At 59.0% G+C, this 17,641-nt stretch carries 13 protein-coding genes and 1 other RNA gene; 8 read left to right on the top strand and 6 right to left on the bottom strand.

Annotated features, from left to right (window positions below; all coding sequences use genetic code 11):
* Positions 1 to 43 precede the first annotated feature (43 nt).
* Positions 44 to 1,549 (bottom strand): Fe-S cluster assembly protein SufB, encoded by a 1,506-nt coding sequence (gene sufB / locus D781_RS09740; RefSeq protein ID WP_041412083.1) that lies wholly within the window; start codon positions 1,547 to 1,549, stop codon positions 44 to 46.
* Positions 1,550 to 1,563: 14 nt separating this feature from the next.
* Complete coding sequence (gene sufA / locus D781_RS09735; RefSeq protein ID WP_015672150.1) at positions 1,564 to 1,935, bottom strand: Fe-S cluster assembly scaffold SufA; 372 nt, start codon at positions 1,933 to 1,935, stop codon at positions 1,564 to 1,566.
* A gap of 575 nt (positions 1,936 to 2,510) precedes the next feature.
* Between sufA and D781_RS09730 the strand changes: the two genes are divergently transcribed.
* Positions 2,511 to 2,915: a hypothetical protein gene (locus D781_RS09730; RefSeq protein ID WP_015672149.1), complete on the top strand. Its 405-nt coding sequence runs from the start codon at positions 2,511 to 2,513 to the stop codon at positions 2,913 to 2,915.
* 42 nt (positions 2,916 to 2,957) lie between these two features.
* Here the strand turns inward: D781_RS09730 and menI are convergent, their stop codons facing one another.
* Together menI and D781_RS09720 are read right to left on the bottom strand one after the other, a co-directional pair.
* Positions 2,958 to 3,374: a 1,4-dihydroxy-2-naphthoyl-CoA hydrolase gene (gene menI, locus D781_RS09725; RefSeq protein ID WP_015672148.1), complete on the bottom strand. Its 417-nt coding sequence runs from the start codon at positions 3,372 to 3,374 to the stop codon at positions 2,958 to 2,960.
* A complete protein-coding gene (locus D781_RS09720) occupies positions 3,371 to 6,427 on the bottom strand; it encodes an FAD-binding and (Fe-S)-binding domain-containing protein (protein WP_041411788.1) in 3,057 nt (1,018 codons plus the stop codon). Before D781_RS09720 ends, menI begins: the two co-directional genes overlap by 4 nt.
* A gap of 484 nt (positions 6,428 to 6,911) precedes the next feature.
* On the opposite strand from D781_RS09720, the gene D781_RS09715 reads away from it, so the two are divergent.
* The 4 genes from D781_RS09715 (at position 6,912) to rprA (ending at position 9,420) form a co-directional block, all read left to right on the top strand.
* Positions 6,912 to 7,370, top strand: a complete 459-nt coding sequence (locus D781_RS09715; protein ID WP_015672146.1) for an STM2901 family protein — start codon at positions 6,912 to 6,914, stop codon at positions 7,368 to 7,370.
* Complete coding sequence (locus D781_RS09710) at positions 7,361 to 7,693, top strand: DUF1493 family protein (RefSeq protein ID WP_102024968.1); 333 nt, start codon at positions 7,361 to 7,363, stop codon at positions 7,691 to 7,693. Before D781_RS09715 ends, D781_RS09710 begins: the two co-directional genes overlap by 10 nt.
* A 271-nt stretch (positions 7,694 to 7,964) precedes the next feature.
* Positions 7,965 to 9,065, top strand: a complete 1,101-nt coding sequence (gene ydiK / locus D781_RS09705) for an AI-2E family transporter YdiK (RefSeq protein ID WP_015672144.1) — start codon at positions 7,965 to 7,967, stop codon at positions 9,063 to 9,065.
* A 246-nt stretch (positions 9,066 to 9,311) separates the two neighbouring features.
* Positions 9,312 to 9,420: antisense sRNA RprA (rprA, locus tag D781_RS22685), an RNA gene on the top strand.
* 109 nt (positions 9,421 to 9,529) lie between these two features.
* Here rprA and ppsA read toward each other — a convergent pair.
* Positions 9,530 to 11,908 (bottom strand): phosphoenolpyruvate synthase, encoded by a 2,379-nt coding sequence (gene ppsA / locus D781_RS09700; protein ID WP_015672143.1) that lies wholly within the window; start codon positions 11,906 to 11,908, stop codon positions 9,530 to 9,532.
* Between the two features lie 564 nt (positions 11,909 to 12,472).
* On the opposite strand from ppsA, the gene D781_RS09695 reads away from it, so the two are divergent.
* The 3 genes from D781_RS09695 to D781_RS09685 all read left to right on the top strand — a co-directional run bounded on the left by D781_RS09695 (position 12,473) and on the right by D781_RS09685 (position 15,135).
* Positions 12,473 to 13,363 (top strand): pyruvate, water dikinase regulatory protein, encoded by an 891-nt coding sequence (locus D781_RS09695; protein ID WP_015672142.1) that lies wholly within the window; start codon positions 12,473 to 12,475, stop codon positions 13,361 to 13,363.
* 176 nt (positions 13,364 to 13,539) lie between these two features.
* A complete protein-coding gene (locus tag D781_RS09690; protein ID WP_015672141.1) occupies positions 13,540 to 14,586 on the top strand; it encodes a 3-deoxy-7-phosphoheptulonate synthase in 1,047 nt (348 codons plus the stop codon).
* Between the two features lie 162 nt (positions 14,587 to 14,748).
* Positions 14,749 to 15,135 (top strand): helix-turn-helix domain-containing protein, encoded by a 387-nt coding sequence (locus D781_RS09685; RefSeq protein WP_015672140.1) that lies wholly within the window; start codon positions 14,749 to 14,751, stop codon positions 15,133 to 15,135.
* Between the two features lie 279 nt (positions 15,136 to 15,414).
* Here the strand turns inward: D781_RS09685 and D781_RS09680 are convergent, their stop codons facing one another.
* Positions 15,415 to 17,592 carry a TonB-dependent siderophore receptor gene (locus D781_RS09680; RefSeq protein WP_015672139.1) on the bottom strand — a complete coding sequence of 726 codons (2,178 nt, stop codon included), beginning with the start codon at positions 17,590 to 17,592 and terminating at the stop codon, positions 15,415 to 15,417.
* Positions 17,593 to 17,641: the final 49 nt, after the last annotated feature.

Raw genomic sequence — 17,641 nt, 5'->3', positions numbered from 1 at the left:
TTGTCACGCCCAAAATCTTGTCGCTGCCGCCAAACCGGCAGGGTTAACCGACGCTGTGCTCCAGGCTGATGGCCAGCAGCTTTTGCGCTTCCACCGCGAATTCCAGCGGCAGTTCGGAGAAAACGTCCTTACAGAAACCGTTGACGATCATCGAGATGGCGTCATCTTCGCTGATGCCGCGCTGCAGGCAGTAAAATAGCTGGTCGTCACCGATTTTCGAGGTGGTGGCTTCGTGCTCCAGCTGCGCGCTGTTGTTGCGCGCCTCGACGTACGGGAAGGTGTGCGCCCCGCTGTCCGGGCCGATCAGCATCGAATCGCACTGGGTGAAGTTACGCGCGTTTTCCGCCCCCGGCAGGATTTTCACCAGTCCGCGGTAGGTATTCTGGCTGTGACCGGCGGAGATGCCCTTGGCAATAATGGTCGATTTGGTGTTTTTGCCGATATGGATCATCTTGGTGCCGGTATCCGCCTGCTGATGACCGCTGGTCAGCGCCACCGAGAAGAATTCGCCGATCGAATTGTCCCCTTGCAGGATGACGCTGGGGTATTTCCAGGTAATGGCCGAACCGGTTTCCGACTGGGTCCAGGACATTTTGGAATTAGCGCCTTCGCACAGCGCGCGCTTGGTGACGAAGTTCAGGATGCCGCCTTTGCTTTCGCCGCCGGCGAACCAGTTCTGCACCGTCGAGTACTTCACCTCGGCGTCTTTATGCAGGATCACCTCCACCACCGCCGCGTGCAGCTGGTAGCTGTCGCGCACCGGCGCGGAACAGCCCTCGATATAGCTGACGTAGCTGCCCTCATCGGCAATCAGAATGGTGCGTTCAAACTGGCCGGTTTTCGCCGCGTTAATGCGGAAATAGGTGGACAGCTCCATCGGGCAGCGCACGCCTTTCGGCACATAGACAAAGGTGCCGTCAGAGGCCACCGCGGCGTTCAGCGCCGCAAAGAAGTTATCGTTGGACGGCACCACCCGGCCGAGGTACTGACGCACCAGCTCCGGATGTTCCTGAATCGCTTCGCCGAACGAGCAGAAGATCACGCCGCTCTCCGCCAGTTTTTCCCGGTAGGTGGTGGCGACGGACACCGAGTCGAAAATGGCGTCGACCGCCACTTCACTGCCCTCGCGCACCGGCACGCCCAGCTGTTCGAACGCCTGCTCCACTTCGCTGGTCAGGTAGCCGTTGTCGTTCAGCGCGGCGCCCGCCTGCTGCTCGGCCCCCGGCTGGGAGCCGCAGGCGTCGTCGCAGCTGCCGCAGGACGGCGCCGAGTAATAGCTGTAATCCTGATAGTTCAGTTTGTCGTAATTGGCCTTCAGCCAGTGCGGCTCCTCCATCTGCAGCCAGGCGCGGTAAGCCTCGAGGCGGAACTCCAGCATCCACGCCGGTTCGTTGCGCTTGGCCGAAATCGCCCGCACCACCTCTTCGTTGATGCCTTTGGCAAGCTCATCGGTCTGCAGCTGGGTAAAGAAGCCTTCCTTATAGCGTCCCTCGCTGACCCAGGCCTGCACGTTATCAGGAACTTCTACATTTACATTGCTTCGTGTCATGGCGATCACATCACTCAAACGCCAAAGCTCTCGCCGCACCCGCAGGCGTGCTGAGCTTTGGGGTTATTGAACTTAAATATCTGATTCAGCCCTTCGCGGACGAAATCCACCGTGGTGCCGTCGATAAACGGCATCGCTTTAAGCGGCACGTACAGTCTGGCGCCGTCGCGCTCAAACAGCAGATCGTCGTCGGCCGGCTCGCGGGTCAGATCCAGCACGTAGCCAAAGCCGGCGCAGCCGGACTGTTTTACGCTCAGCTGCAGCCCTTTGACCTGCGGGTCCTGCTGCATCAGCTTGATGATTTGCTGCACGGCGCTGTCGCTGAGCGAAATGCCCTGCCAGGTCTGCTCGTCCAGCGAAAAAGTGCCGACATTTTCTGTTTGCATATGACCTACCTCTTACTGGTCTCTGACGAGACGCATCATCCTCTTCCCGTCGTGTTACACGCGACGCGCGCACGCTGCGCGGGATATCTGCCAGCCATGTTAGTGATAATGATTATCACTTCAACCGTTGGTTTTGCAGGGGTATCGCCCCAGCGCACCAATTTTCCCGCTTCCGGTCGGCAAGCTACGCGGACACCCGCCGCCATCGCGGTCGTCCCTCGGCGCAAGCTCATCGCTAATCAACTGAATAACATGAACTTTATTTACCTCTGCGCCGCCTGACGCGCTGTCCCGTTTTGCTGCCGTGCGCGCCCTGGGACGCTGCCTTAAACATTCATAGAAAATACCTATTTCTGCGTGCTGTCTGGTTTAAAAATGCCCTCGCACGCCAAAACGCCACCGGCATCACACCGGCGGTAAATTTCCCTCACTGGTTAAAGTTTAGTCGCTCACGGGCAAATGGATCGCCGTGCCCTGAATGCCGGCGCAGGAAAAAAATTTATCGCGGATGATTGATCGCCGCCGCGGCTGCAAATATGATAATGATTATCATTTACTTTATCAGGCGTAGGCGAATGAATATTTCAATGAATGCATGGCTGCTGGGCAAGATTGATGACTACAAATTCAGTATCCGCGACGCCACGGTGGATTTCTATATGGCGGAAGCGGCGCTCAAGCGGCCGACGTGCAACGTCGACCACCTGAAGCGTTATAACAGCGTCTGCCTGAATATGGCCAATCTGTGTCTGGAAAACGGCGACGACGACAGCTACCTGCACGCCCTCAGCAAGTTGCATAACCGGCTGATCGTCGAGATCAACAACCCGCAGCGCTGTCAGCTGTTTCGGGTGCAGAGCTACCATTTTGCGCGCCATACCCTGACGCTGATCTGTCAGAAATACGCGATGGAGGGAACCTGGGAAAAGGCTAACGCCTATCAGAAGGACTTCGTCAAACGCGTGCCCTTTCAGCTGTAAGGGCGCGGCATAAGGCCCGGCGTTGAGCCGGGCCGTGACGCATTATTCAATCACCGCCGTGGTCAGGCGGGAGATACAGCACAGCTTGTCGCGCTTGTCGAAAATCTCGATCTGCCAGACCTGGTTGCGCCGCCCGGCGTGCAGCGCGCGGCAGACGCCGCGCACCCGGCCATCGAACGCCGGCCGCAGGTGGTTGGCGTTAATCTCCACCCCCACCACCTGCTGGTCGCCGGTGGTGCACAGGTAGCCGGCCATCGAACCCAGCGACTCCGCCAGCACCACCGACGCGCCGCCGTGCAACAGGCCGAACGGCTGCGTGGTGCGCGGGTCCACCGGCATGGTGGCTTCCAGAAAATCATCGCCGATTTGGGTAAATTCAATCCCCACATGGCCCACCATGCAGCCCTCACCGGAACGGTTTAACTGTTCCAGCGTTGTCTCTCGTTTCCACAGCTTCACGCAATCATCTCCAGCAGCGCCTGTAATGGATGCCGCACGCCGTTGCCCTCAATCCGTTTGACCTGGCTGCGGCAGGAATAGCCGGTAGCCAGGCAACGTTGACGCGGCAACCGCTGCAGCGCCTGGTGCCATGATAACTCATAAATCCCGAGCGAATTTTGCAGGTTCTTGCTTTCATGGCCGTAGGTGCCGGCCATGCCGCAACAGCCCACGCTGACGTTTTCCAATTTGGCGCCGAAGCGGGCGAAGATCGACGCCCACTGCTGGCTGCTGGCCGGCAGCGCGGTGGTTTCGGTGCAGTGGCCGAACAGATACCAGGCTTCGCCGGTCGCCGGCTGCTCGGCCCGCTCCGCCAGCAGCGTCTGCAGCCATTCATGCACCAGCTGTACGCGGAAATCGCCGCGCGACTCGCCGAGGATCTCCTGGTACTCATCGCGGTAACACAGCACCAGCGCCGGATCGACCCCGACCAGCGGCATGCCCAGCCGGGCGACGCGGTTGAGGAAATCGGCGGTCTTGCGCGCCGTTTTGGCAAAGCGCGTCAGGAAGCCTTTCACGTGCTGCGCCTTGCCGTTCGGCGAGAACGGCAGCAGCACCGGCCGGTAGCCGAGTTTTTCCACCAGCCGGACAAAATCCGCCACCACCACGGCGTCGTAATAACTGGTGAACGGATCCTGCACGATCAGCACATACTGGTCGCGCGCGGCATGCGGCAGCGCCTCCAGCTGTTCAAGCGTCATATTGATCGCCTGATGGCCGGACAGCTGCTGGCGCAGCGTCGGGCTGGACAGCAGCGGCACATCGACCATGCCGATGGCGTTACGATTGAGATCGCGCAGCCACGGCTGCTTCAGGAAGAAGTTGAACACCTTCGGCGCCTTGGCCATCAGCGGCGCATAGCTCTCCACGCCGGCCACCACGTAGTCGCTGGCGGGGCGCAGATAGCGCGTGTGGTACAGCTGCAGGAAGCGCGAGCGGAACCCTGGCACGTCGATCTTGATCGGGCACTGGGTGGAGCAGGCTTTACAGGCCAGGCAGCCGGACATCGCCGCCTTCACCTCGTGCGAAAAGTCATACTCGCCCTTACCGGCGTACCAGCTGTTGCGCGTTTTTTCGATCAGGTTGCGGAAGCTCATGCGCTGCTGCGGCAGCTGCTGCTCCAGCTGCACCGGATCGACGCCCTGTTCGCTCAGCAGGCGCAGCCATTCGCGCACCAGCGCGGCGCGCCCCTTCGGCGAATGAATGCGGCTGCCGGTAATTTTCATCGACGGGCACATCGGGCTGCGCGCGTCAAAGTTAAAGCACAGGCCGTTGCCGTTGCACTCCATGGCGCCGCGGAAGGCGCTACGCACGGCGATCGGAATGCGGCGATCCAGCGTGCCGCGCTTTACCGCGTCCACCTTCATCATCGGCGCATCGACGCCGAGCGGCGGACAGATTTTGCCGGGGTTCAGACGATTGTCCGGATCGAACGCCGCCTTGATGCGGCGCAGCTCTTCATACAACGTCTCGCCGAAAAACGCCGGGCTGTATTCGGCGCGGAAGCCCTTGCCGTGCTCGCCCCACAGCAGACCGCCGTATTTGGCGGTGAGCTCCACCACCTCGTCGGAGATCTGCTTCATCAGCATCTCCTGCTGCGGGTCGCACATATCCAGCGCTGGTCGTACGTGCAGCACCCCGGCGTCAACGTGGCCGAACATGCCGTAGCTGAGGCCGTGGCCGTCGAGCAGCTGGCGGAATTCGGCGATATAGTCCGCCAGATGCTGCGGCGGCACGCAGGTGTCTTCCGCAAACGGAATCGGTTTGGCCTGCCCTTTGGCGTTGCCCAGCAGCCCGACCGCCTTTTTGCGCATGCCGTAGATCCGCTCGATGCCGGCCAGATCGCCGCACACCTGGTAGCCGATCACGCCGGCCTGCCGCTCCGCCATCAGCGCGTCCAGCCGCTGACACAACGAGTCCAGCTGCTGTTCAATCAGCGCTTCGTCATCGCCGGCGAACTCGACGATATTCAGCCCCAGCATCTCTTGGTCCGGCACGTCGGCGATCAGCTCGCTGACCGAGTGCCAGACAATATCTTCCCGCGCCAGGTTCAGCACCTTGGAGTCGATGGTCTCCACCGACAGCGCCTTGGCCTCCACCATAAACGGTGCGTTGCGCAGCGCCGAGTCGAACGAATCGTATTTGACGTTCACCAGCCGGCGCACTTTAGGCAGCGGCGTGATATCCAGCCGCGCTTCGGTGATAAACGCCAGCGTGCCTTCGGCGCCGGTCAGAATGCGCGTCAGGTCGAAGGTCTGCAGATCGTCGCTCAGCACGTGGCGCAGGTCATAACCGGTCAGAAAACGGTTGAGCCGAGGGAATTTCTCCAGGATTAGCGCGCGCTGGTCGCGGCAGCGGTTCAGCACGGTGTGGTAGATGCGCCCTTCGGCGGTTTGTTCCTGAGCAATCGTTTCCGCCAGCGTCGTCGGCATGGCGCGGGTGTCGATCATATCGCCGCCCAACAGCACCGCACGCAGGCCCAGAACGTGGTCGGAGGTTTTACCGTACACCAGCGAGCCCTGCCCGGAGGCGTCGGTATTGATCATGCCGCCCAGCGTGGCGCGGTTACTGGTGGAGAGTTCCGGCGAGAAGAAGTAGCCGAACGGCTTGAGGTATTGATTGAGCTGGTCCTTGATCACCCCGGCCTCAACCCGTACCCAGCCCTGCTCCAGATTAATATCCAGAATGCGGTTCATATGGCGCGACATATCCACCACGATACCGCTGCTGAGCGACTGGCCGTTGGTGCCGGTGCCGCCGCCGCGCGGGCTGAAGGTCAGCGTATTGAAACGCTCCTCGCCGGCCAGACGGGCGATCAGCGCCACATCGGCGGTTGAGCGCGGAAACAGCACCGCCTCCGGCAGCAGCTGATAAATACTGTTATCGGTCGCCATCGTCAGGCGATCGGCATAGCTGGTGGCGATATCGCCGTTAAATCCGTTGTGCTTTAACGCTTCCAAAAAATCCAGCACCCGCTGAACCAACCCGGGCGCCTGAGCTATTTGTGGGATCATTGCTTTTGTAGACCCTGTCCGTCTCGTTTTGATGCGCTGATAAACGCGGAATCAGGTCCGTCGCGGGCCTGCCCTAAATTTTTGTTATCGCTATCTATGCTCTGCATAGTTCGAGTTACAGGAAGGCGGCAAGAGAAGGAGTTCCGCTGAGCTTGCTGCGGCAAGCGATCGGCTGACTGAACGTAGCCAACACGTCTGTAACTGGAAGTATGACGGGCATACACGACATATTGAAATGGATATTCAGGAAAAACAAGCGGAACGGGCCACCTTTAAGCAAACCGCCGTCTGACCGAGGCCATACCCGTTGCGGTCCGGCGCAGTTTCATCCAACGAATAACGCGGATATCGGACGACGGCCGAAATGAAAATGCACGCGCTTTATCAGGCTCAATGAGCCAATAGACCATTTCGCCGTTTCAGCGCATTGAAACCACCCTCTTCATTGGTTATGTTACGAACAAATGTCGTTGAGGATGTGAGTATGGATACTATTGAAGAGTCAGGTGGGACTTACTTCTACGCAGGAAGATACAATTTAAGTGCCAGCGAGCTGTTTTTCATCATTTTCTGTGAAGAAACGGCCAACCAATTAGGCATCGATGACTTTGCGGCTATTGTCGCGATTTATTCAGGACGTAATATCTCCAAAACAAGGGCCAAACCTGCAGGAACTATTAAGGACACCTCCTATGCTTCCCGAGGAGCAAGGCGAATATTTGGTCTGGCTACCTTTCCATGGGGAATCAAACTTCCATCGATAATTGGCGGTTACCCTCCAAGTACCATGAAATTCCGAATGACAGCAAAGATAGGTACCTTTACTGGCAGAGCAGTGCCCGTTGTCGGATGGATAATTCTTGCCAAGGATGTAACCGAAATTTCGTTCAAAACTGTAACTAAATACAACATGATAGCGAGAGGCGCCGACAAATTATGGTAGATGAAATCGAGGAACGGATTTATGCGTTGGTCCGCAAACATGATGGTGTCTATCTGTTTAAGGAAAAAACGCTCACCCCAGACACTGACCTGGACACGGATCTACAACTTGAAGACGATGAAGCGAAAGCGTTGATGAACGAGTTTTTTGAACAATTTGGCGTTGACCGGGGAAACTTTGCTCTGGAAACCTACTACCCACCCGAACCGCCGCTGAGTGAGCTGTTAAATCCGTTCAAGAAGAGGGATATCCCTATAGTCCCTGACTTCACTATTAATATGCTCATCGAATCCGCTAAGGCAGGTCGCTGGTTGTACTCATAAAGATCTCCATCATCCATCACCCCCGGCTATGGCCGGGGGGGGCTGCTCGACGAAAACAGCTTTCCGTATCCGCTTTACCATTCTGACTGCCCCGGCACAGCAGCAGGATAAGCCGAACCAGCCGGTGCTCCCACTCCCTCTCATCAGTATTAATTATCTGTCTCTCTGTGAAATTTAACCAAAATGCATCATGATTAATGGGAACAACGGAATCTATCCCCCGCCAGGCGCTGGCGGGCGGGTACTACCAACCATAGGATGAGAGCCTTTCATGACACTCCCACAACCTCGTTACGATTTACCAAGGCTAATTTTTGGCGTGCTGTTTATTGCCATTATGATCATCGCCTGCTTCTGGGTGGTGCAGCCCTTTATACTCGGCTTTGCCTGGGCCGGCATGGTGGTGATCGCCACCTGGCCGGTGCTGCTGAAACTGCAGAAGCTGCTCTGGGGACGACGCTCGCTGGCGGTGCTGGTGATGACGCTGCTGCTGGTGCTGCTGTTCGTAATGCCGATTGCGCTGCTGGTTAACAGCGTGGTGGACAACAGCGCGCCGCTGGTCGCCTGGGCCAGCACGCCGGGCAAGGTACATATTCCCGATCTGGCCTGGCTGCATGCGGTGCCGATGATCGGCGACAAACTGTATGACAGCTACCACACGCTGATCCAAAGCGGCGGCGGCGCGCTGATCGCCAAGGTTCAACCCTACTTCGGCCGTACCGCGACCTGGTTCGCTTCGCAGGCGGCGCATATCGGCCGCTTCCTGATGCATTGTTCGCTGATGGTGCTGTTCAGCGCGCTGCTGTACGCCCGTGGTGAACAGGTGGCGCTGGGTATCCGCCACTTCGCCGTACGCCTGGGCGCCGAACGCGGCGACGCCGCCGTACTGCTGGGCGGCCAGGCGATCCGCGCCGTGGCGTTGGGCGTGGTGGTCACCGCGCTGGTACAGTCGGTGCTGGGCGGCATCGGGCTGGCGATCGCTGGCATTCCGGCGGCGGTGCTGCTGGCGGTGCTGATGTTTATCTTCTGCGTCGCACAGCTCGGCCCCCTGCCGGTGCTGGTGCCGGCCATTATCTGGCTCTACTGGAGCGGCGACACTACCTGGGGCACCGTGCTGCTGGTCTGGAGCTGCGTGGTAGGCACGCTGGACAACTTCCTGCGGCCGATCCTGATCCGTATGGGCGCCGATTTACCGATGGTGCTGATCCTGTCCGGCGTCATCGGCGGTCTGCTGGCCTTCGGCATGATCGGGCTGTTTATCGGTCCGGTGGTGCTGGCCGTCTCCTACCGTCTGCTCACCGCCTGGATGAACGAAACGCCGGAGCCGACCGCCGATTTAGAAGAAGTCGCCAAAGATTTGGAAGAGATGTAATTCAATCGCGCCTGCCCGCAATGGGCAGGCGCGTTGATACAATTAATCACATTCCCCGCTGCGCTAACCAGTATTAATATAAAACCTACTTCGTCACGCCGAATGTCACGTCAATAAACATGCTGAAAGAATACATGTTCTATTGCGCTAAATACGAAGAAAAATAATCATTTAATGATTCAAAATTCAATTATTAGGACAAATCTTAATGACTAAATCACGCTAAGTGCTTAGTATCATTGCCATATCTTGCTTTAACTCGCTGAAGCCAAGCAAGTTTACGAACAATGTAATGCCATACATATGAATTGCTGTGTGTAGTCTTTGCCCATCTTTAAGATGGGCTTTTTTTTATTCTATTTTTCAACGCTATTATTTTCTCCCGCCGCCAAGTTACATTCAGAAATAAAATAGCCGCAACAAGGTTGCGGCTATGGCATTATTCTTAGTTTAATTAAAATGGCTTATTTTTGTTGCGCCAGATTAATCCAGGTCTGCACCACGGTATCCGGGTTCAGCGACAGGCTGTCGATGCCCTGCTCCATTAACCACGCGGCAAAATCTTCATGGTCGGAAGGCCCCTGCCCGCAGATGCCGACGTATTTGCCGTGGCGTTTGGCCGCCTGAATCGCCATCGCCAGCAGCGCTTTCACCGCCTCGTTGCGCTCATCAAACAGTTCCGAAACCACGCCGGAGTCGCGGTCCAGTCCCAGAGCCAGCTGCGTCATGTCGTTGGAGCCGATGGAGAAGCCGTCGAAGTGCTCAAGGAACTGGTCCGCCAACAGGGCGTTGGACGGGATTTCGCACATCATGATCACTTTCAGGCCATTTTCGCCGCGCTTCAGCCCCTGCTGCGCCAGTTCGGCCACCACCGCTTCCGCCTGCGCCACGGTGCGGACGAACGGCACCATGATTTCGACGTTGGTCAGCCCCATGTCGTTACGCACGCGTTTCACCGCTTCACACTCCAGCGCAAAGCAGTCGCGGAAGCTGTCGGAAACATAGCGGCCCGCACCGCGGAAGCCCAGCATCGGGTTCTCTTCGTGCGGTTCGTATTTGTCGCCGCCGACCAGGTTGGCGTACTCATTGGATTTGAAGTCGGACAGGCGCACGATCACCCGCTTCGGCCAGAACGCGGCGCCCAGCGTCGCTATGCCTTCCACCAGGCGGCCGACGTAAAACTCGACCGGATCGTCGTAGCCCTGCATCATGCCGCGGATTTCCGCCTGCAGTTCCGGCGTCTGCTGATCAAACTCCAGCAGCGCGCGCGGGTGCACGCCAATCATGCGGTTGATGATAAATTCCAGACGCGCCAGGCCGACGCCTTCGTTCGGCAGGCAGGCGAAGTCGAACGCCCGATCCGGGTTGCCGACGTTCATCATGATTTTCAGCGGCAGCGCCGGCAGTTCGGTCACTTCAGAGCTCTGCACGCTGAATTCCAGCTCATCCTGATAGACATAGCCGGTGTCGCCTTCGGCGCAGGAAACGGTGACCTTCTGGCCGTCTTTCAGCAGATCGGTGGCGTGGCCGCAGCCCACCACCGCCGGGATGCCCAGCTCACGCGCGATAATCGCCGCGTGACAGGTGCGGCCGCCGCGGTTGGTGACGATCGCCGCCGCCTTCTTCATGATCGGCTCCCAGTCCGGGTCGGTCATATCGGTAACCAGCACGTCGCCCGGCAGAATGCGATCCATTTCGCTGATGTCGTGGATCACTTTCACCGGGCCGGCGCCGATACGGTGGCCGATAGCGCGCCCTTCCACCAACACGCTGCTGCTGCCGTTCAGCTGATAGCGTTCCATCACCTGGCCGTTTGAGCGCACGGTCTCCGGACGCGCCTGCACGATCAGCAGCTTGCCGGTATGGCCGTCTTTGGCCCACTCAATATCCATCGGGCGGCCGTAGTGTTTTTCAATCAGCATCGCCTGGTGCGCCAGCGCCTGCACTTCGTCGTCGCTGAGGGAGAAACGGTTGCGCTGCTCGTCCGGCACGTCTTCGATTTGCACCTGCTTGCCGTGATCCTGCGACGGCGCGTACACCATGCGGATTTTCTTCGAACCGAGGTTGCGGCGCACGATAGCCGGCTTGTTGTTCTGCAGCGTCGGCTTGTGCACGTAGAACTCATCCGGGTTCACCGCACCCTGCACCACCATTTCTCCCAGACCGAAGGCGGAGGTGATAAACACCACCTGATCGAAACCGGATTCGGTGTCGATGGTGAACATCACGCCGGAAGAAGCCAGATCCGAACGCACCATGCGCTGTACGCCGGCCGACAGCGCCACGCCGCGGTGATCGTAACCCTGATGCACGCGGTAAGAGATGGCGCGGTCGTTAAACAGTGAGGCAAACACGTGTTTAATCGCCACCATCACGGCGTCGATGCCCTGTACGTTAAGGAAGGTTTCCTGCTGGCCGGCAAACGAGGCGTCCGGCATATCCTCAGCGGTGGCGGAGGAACGGACGGCAAACGAGGCCTCCGCTTCGCCGTCGGCCAGCTGCTGGTAAGCCAGAGTGATTTCGCGCTCAAATTCCGGGTGGAACGGCGTATCAATAATCCATTGGCGGATCTGCGCGCCGGCCTGCGCCAGCTGCGTGACGTCGTCAACGTCGGTGTTATCCAGCAGCTGGTAAATGCGTTGGTTAACGCCGCTTTGTTCCAGGAAATCGTTAAACGCCTGTGCGGTGGTGGCAAAACCGTTTGGCACGGCCACGCCCAGATCGGAAAGATTGGTGATCATTTCACCGAGCGAGGCATTTTTGCCGCCAACGCGGTCAACATCGTTCATGCCAAGCTGGTTATACCAAAGCACATTACGCAAGTCTGGGCCATTGTTGGGCATCGAGACAATCCTTATTGCTATCAGTAGGGTATAGACGGACTTTAGGCTGCGCATCGGCTGAGCACCCTGCCGACATAAATGCCGGGCCGGTTATTTCGCGTTGCTCATCGCTTATGGGGCCTGAGCGCAGCCTACTTCAATTGCGTTAACTGCTCGTTGGTTTGAGCGCAACCAGACTAGCACAATCATCCATGAGAAATGGAAAGGTGAATCGTTCAACCCAATGAAGAAAATGGATTTTAAGAGTATTACCCAAGTGTAATATTGCGGGTGGTATCGTTCCCTTTTTGGTCAACCGCGTTTTATTTCAATAAATTACATAATATTTAAACTTTAAATTGAAAAACTGCCCCCGCCGGCGCGAGGAAGCACGCTTTCCCCCTCCCCGAGCCTTCTCTACAGCCAGGATTAATATTTCATAAAAACAGAAAAAGTGTTTCAGACGGCAATCGGCTGCCGATTATTCCTATTTTGCCCCACCGCTGCCCATTCCCTGAGCAAGCGTCTCTTGTCGTCACACTTTTTTTGTTAGCCTCTTTACCGCCGAATCATCTGGAGCCCATTATGCTTAACCTTCAGGCAGCGCTATTGCCGCAGCAGCAGGATTACTGTTTCTCAATTAAGGAGTCACGGGTGGAAAGAAGCGTTTTCTATATTTCGGACGGCACCGCCATTACCGCAGAGGTATTGGGCCATGCGGTGCTGTCGCAGTTTCCGGTCACGGCGACCACCTATTCGCTCCCGTTTGTCGAAACCGAAGCGCGGGCGCGCGCCGTCAGCCAGCAAATCAACGCCATTTACCAGCAGACCGGCGAACGCCCGCTGGTGTTCTATTCGATTATTTCGCCGGAAGTCCGTCAGGTGATCGTGCAGAGCGAAGGCTTTTGCCAAGATATCGTGCAAGCGCTGGTCGGCCCGCTGCAGCAGGAGCTGAATGTCGATCCGACGCCGGTGCCGAACCGCACCCACGGCCTGACCGCCAGCAACCTGGGCAAATATGACGCGCGCATCGCCGCCATCGACTACACCCTGGCGCACGACGACGGCATCTCGCTGCGCAATCTCGATCAGGCGCAGGTGATCCTGCTGGGCGTCTCCCGCTGCGGTAAAACCCCCACCAGCCTCTATCTGGCGATGCAGTTCGGCATCCGCGCCGCCAACTACCCGTTTATCGCCGACGATATGGACAACCTGCAGCTGCCGGCGGCGCTGAAACCCTTCCAGCACAAACTGTTCGGCCTGACCATCGATCCGGAACGGCTGGCCGCCATCCGCGAAGAGCGGCGGGAAAACAGCCGCTACGCCTCGCTGCGCCAGTGCCGGATGGAGATTGCCGAGGTGGAGGCGCTGTTCCGCAAAAACCAGATCCGCTACCTCAACAGCACCAACTATTCGGTGGAGGAGATTTCCACCAAAATCCTCGATATCCTCGGCATGAGCCGTCGCATGTTCTGATCGCCCCGCCTCGCTCACGCCGCGCGAGCGGCGTGACGGTACGCCCACATTTTTTTGCCGTGTCAGGTCAATAAATCTCGTTTTGTACGGTTGAAATCAGCCGCTTTTGCGTTATTGTGATCGTCATCACTTCCCGGTACTCCCGCCGTAGAAGAAAAACAGATTCAGAGAACGTCATGCACAAAACAGATGAACTGCGGACCACGCGCATCGACAGCCTGATTACGCCGCAAACGCTGGCGGACAAGCTGCCGATTTCCACGGCGGTCGCCGCTAACGTGACAGCGTCACGTAAACGTATCGAACGCATCCTGTCAGGCGAAGATAAACGCCTGCTGGTGGTGATCGGCCCCTGCTCGATTCACGACATCGACGCCGCGCTGGACTACGCCGGCCGCCTGAACGCCATGCGCGAACGCTACCAGGATCGGTTGGAAATCGTGATGCGCACCTACTTTGAGAAGCCGCGCACCGTAGTGGGCTGGAAAGGCCTGATCTCCGACCCGTCGCTGGACGGCAGCTACCAGGTCAACCGCGGCATTGAAATGGCGCGCAAACTACTGCTGGACGTCAACCAGCTCGGCCTGCCGACCGCCACCGAATTTCTCGATATGGTGATCGGCCAGTATATTGCCGACCTGATCAGTTGGGGCGCCATCGGTGCGCGCACCACCGAAAGCCAGATCCACCGTGAGATGGCCTCGGCGCTCTCCTGCCCGGTCGGCTTCAAAAACGGCACCGACGGCAACACCCGCATCGCCATCGACGCCATCCGCGCCTCGCGCGCAGGCCATATGTTCCTGTCGCCGGATAAAAGCGGCCAGATGACCATCTACCAGACCAGCGGCAACCCGTACGGCCATATCATTATGCGCGGCGGTAAAACGCCGAACTACCACGCCACGGATATCGCCGCCGCCTGCGACAGCCTGCGCGAGTTCGACCTGCCGGAGCAGCTGGTGATCGACTTCAGCCACGGCAACTGCCAGAAGCTGCACCGCCGCCAGCTGGACGTGGCCGAGGACGTCTGCCAACAGATCCGCGCCGGCTCCTCCGCCGTCGCCGGGGTGATGGCGGAAAGCTTCCTGCTGGAAGGCACGCAGAAAATCGTCGCCGGCCAGCCGCTGACCTACGGCCAGTCCATCACCGACCCATGCCTCAGCTGGTCGGACAGCGAACAGCTGCTGGCGATGCTGGCGGACGCAGTGGATACCCGCTTCTGACCCGCCCCCGGCCGGGGTTTAGCGCCCCGGCCTGCCGCGACAGCGTCTTGCTCCTTCCGCCGGCGCGGCGCATTTTTTTTCCCCGACCCCATTTTTACGATAAATCCCCCACCGAGGTTTAAGGCATACTGCGGACTGTTTCAATCAGCCTTGACAGCCGACATGACCGAACAACTTCATATAACACTTGTCGTGGAGCTCAGCCGTTGGATAGAAAACCATCTGGGCCGAGCCATTCAGTTACCCGAACTCGCCGCCTACTCCGGCTATTCGCTTTGGTATATGCAGAAGGTTTTTAAGGAGATTTCCGGCTATTCGCTGGGGCGTTACATCCGCGAACGCCGACTGATGGGCGCGCTGCGCAAACTGCGTTTTTCCGAGCAGAGCCTGTTTGATATCGCCATTGATTTTGGCTTCGGCTCGCAGTCGCACTTTTGCTATATGTTTAAAAAGCGCTTCGGCTGCACCCCGTCCGAGCTGCGCAGCACGCCGGCGCTGCCGATCGCGCTGACGCCGCCGCTGCATGAGCAGCTGCCGCAGGCCGCTTAACCGGGTTTTCATCCATACGTAAGTTATGTCAGTGCCGGGTGCCGTCAACGCCCGCTGCTGCTCTGTCACCTCAGTCAACGGCAATTGCCGGGGCCGTAGACGCGGCACCCGCATTTAGGCACGTTCTGCCTGTGCCACCTCAACCGGACATCCTTGTCCGGTTGCCCCTGGCTCAGGTTCCTTGTTCGACAGCCCGTGATGCGCGCTGAAGGTCAACACCCGAATCTGTCGCTACCGGGCCACCTAACCTACCGCACTGACGTTAAGCCCCCTTTCACCTTAAAACTCATAGCTTACCGACACTTTCACCGTGCGCGGATCGCCCTGGAACAGGTAGGTGCCGGTGTCTTCAACCCCTGACCAATACTTCTCATTGGTCACGTTATCCACCCCGACGCGCCACACCATCTCATGGCGATCCTGATTAAGCCGCTGCCGGTAGCGCACCCCGAGATCCAGCGTGGTATAGCTGTCAAGCTTCTTGCTGTTGGCGGCATCAGCATATTGCGAACCGGAGTGCCGCAGCCGCGCGGTGGCAGTCAGCCCCTCGACCGGCTTGATATCGTATTCGGCCCCCACCACCGCGTAGAAACGCGGTACGCCGATCGCATCATGGCCATCGTTGACGCCGCTCTGGGTTTTGCTCAGCGTCGGCTGCAGCCAGGTGGCACTGCCGTTCAGCCGCAGGCCGTACAGCGGCTCGCCGAACACGTTCAGCTCTACGCCGCGGTTGCGCTGTTCGCCGTCCAGCCCGTAGCGCCCGCTGTCATCCTGCAACGCCGACGGTTTTTTAATCTCAAACAGCGCCAGCGCGCCGCCGATACGGCCGAAATCTACCTTCACGCCCACTTCGTTCTGCTTCGAATGGGCCACGCCGGTGCTCTGGCCGTAGTTGCTGGCGCCCAGCGGCGCAATGCTGCCCGGCTGCAGGGCCTCGGTATGGTTGGCATACAGCGACAACTGACGCCATGGCTTGTACACCACGCCGTAGGTCGGCATCCAGCGGCTGGCGTTATAGCGCGAATCGGCCTGCTCCGCGCCGCTGGCGTTATCGTAATCGCGCACCACCACTTTCTGATGACGCGCCGCCACGGTCAGCAACAGCCGGTCGTCCAGCAGCCCCAACGTATCGCTGAACAGCCAACCCTGCGTGCGCGAACGGCTGGTGGTCAGCGGATCGTCGTAGTTGCCGCCGAAGTAGCTGTTCTCGGGGATCGCCACCTTATCGGTATGGTAAATATTGGTGGTCGGGTTATTGGTCGACATGCGCCAGGCGGTTTTATCGCGCTTGGTCAGCGCGGAGTAACCCACGTTGACCTGATGCGTGATCGGCCCGCTGGCGAACCTGCCGCGCACGCCGGCCATCCCGCTGAATGCGTCGATAATACGGTTGGTATCCAGCCGGCCGATGGTGGCGTTGCCGCTGGTGTCCAGCAGCTTCGGCGCGCCGTAGACGCCGGTTTCATGGCCGTGCTGGCCACCGACGCCGGCGTACGCCGTCCAGGCGGCGTTCAGATCGAATTCGGCGCGCGCCATACCGAACTGGTTGTCGATATCGCTGTAGGCCCACGGCTGGCTGTAGTTATGGCCGCTGTCCGGCACCGCCGGCACGCTGTCGATACCGCTGATATTGACGCCCATAGTGCCGCCGTGGAAGCTTTTCTTCTGGTAGCCCAGATCCAGCGAGGCCCGCAGCCGCTCGCCGCGGTAGTCCAGCCCCAGCGATAGCATGGTGGTGCGCAGTTTACTGTCGTCAACCGCGGCTTCCCCTTCGCGGTGCACCAGATTCATCCGCGCGCCGAAGCGGTCGTCGTCGCCAAAGCGGCGGCCGGCGTCCAGCGTACCGCCAAGCTGCGACGCCGAGGTATAATCGACGCCCACCCGCGTCAGCGGCGTCTCTTCCGCATGCTTCGGCTCCAGATTGATCATGCCGCCGACGCCGGACGAGGCGGCGCCGTTAACCAACGAATTAGCCCCTTTAAAGATCTCGACGCGGTCGATCATCGCCATATCCACCACCTGACGCGGCAGCACGCCGGCCAGACCGCCGAGAGTCAGATCGTCGCCGTCCAACTGGAAACCGCGGATGCGATAGCCTTCGGCAAAGTTGCCGTAGCCCTGCACCGGCTGCACGCCGGCGTCATTGCTGACCACCTCGCTGACGGTCTTCGCCTGCCGGTCCTGCGCCATTTTTGCGGTGTAGCTGATGACGTTGAACGGCACGTCCATCGCCCGCTGCTCGCCCAGCATCCCCAGACGACCGCCATAGGCCACCTGCCCATCCAGATAGGCCGGCAGCGGATCGTTACCGCCGGGGGTAAAGCCGTCGTCGCGCGCGCCCTGCACGACCAGCGTCTCTTCCTGCGGCTGCGCCGCCTGTACGCCCTGGGTCAGCGCGCCTATCGCCAGCGCCAACAGCGTTTTGCCCAAACATTGAGTGTATGTGGTGTTGTGCATAATAGTTTCAGCAAAGTAAGCAAAAAATGGCCCGCATCAGCGGGCCTGA

The sequence above is a fragment of the Serratia sp. FGI94 genome, assembly GCF_000330865.1.
Lineage (GTDB): Bacteria > Pseudomonadota > Gammaproteobacteria > Enterobacterales > Enterobacteriaceae > Serratia_B > Serratia_B rubidaea.
Note: the sequence above shows the minus strand (reverse complement) of the source record. Positions and strands in the feature narration are given on the sequence as shown.

What these genes read in the sequence shown, in the direction of transcription:
- sufB (WP_041412083.1), bottom strand. Translation starts at nt 1,549, where the DNA reads ATGACACGAAGCAATGTAAATGTAGAAGTTCCTGATAACGTGCAGGCC.
- sufA (WP_015672150.1), bottom strand. Translation starts at nt 1,935, where the DNA reads ATGCAAACAGAAAATGTCGGCACTTTTTCGCTGGACGAGCAGACCTGG.
- D781_RS09730 (WP_015672149.1), top strand. Translation starts at nt 2,511, where the DNA reads ATGAATATTTCAATGAATGCATGGCTGCTGGGCAAGATTGATGACTAC.
- D781_RS09720 (WP_041411788.1), bottom strand. Translation starts at nt 6,427, where the DNA reads ATGATCCCACAAATAGCTCAGGCGCCCGGGTTGGTTCAGCGGGTGCTG.
- D781_RS09715 (WP_015672146.1), top strand. Translation starts at nt 6,912, where the DNA reads ATGGATACTATTGAAGAGTCAGGTGGGACTTACTTCTACGCAGGAAGA.
- ydiK (WP_015672144.1), top strand. Translation starts at nt 7,965, where the DNA reads ATGACACTCCCACAACCTCGTTACGATTTACCAAGGCTAATTTTTGGC.
- ppsA (WP_015672143.1), bottom strand. Translation starts at nt 11,908, where the DNA reads ATGCCCAACAATGGCCCAGACTTGCGTAATGTGCTTTGGTATAACCAG.
- D781_RS09695 (WP_015672142.1), top strand. Translation starts at nt 12,473, where the DNA reads ATGCTTAACCTTCAGGCAGCGCTATTGCCGCAGCAGCAGGATTACTGT.
- D781_RS09690 (WP_015672141.1), top strand. Translation starts at nt 13,540, where the DNA reads ATGCACAAAACAGATGAACTGCGGACCACGCGCATCGACAGCCTGATT.
- D781_RS09685 (WP_015672140.1), top strand. Translation starts at nt 14,749, where the DNA reads ATGACCGAACAACTTCATATAACACTTGTCGTGGAGCTCAGCCGTTGG.
- D781_RS09680 (WP_015672139.1), bottom strand. Translation starts at nt 17,592, where the DNA reads ATGCACAACACCACATACACTCAATGTTTGGGCAAAACGCTGTTGGCG.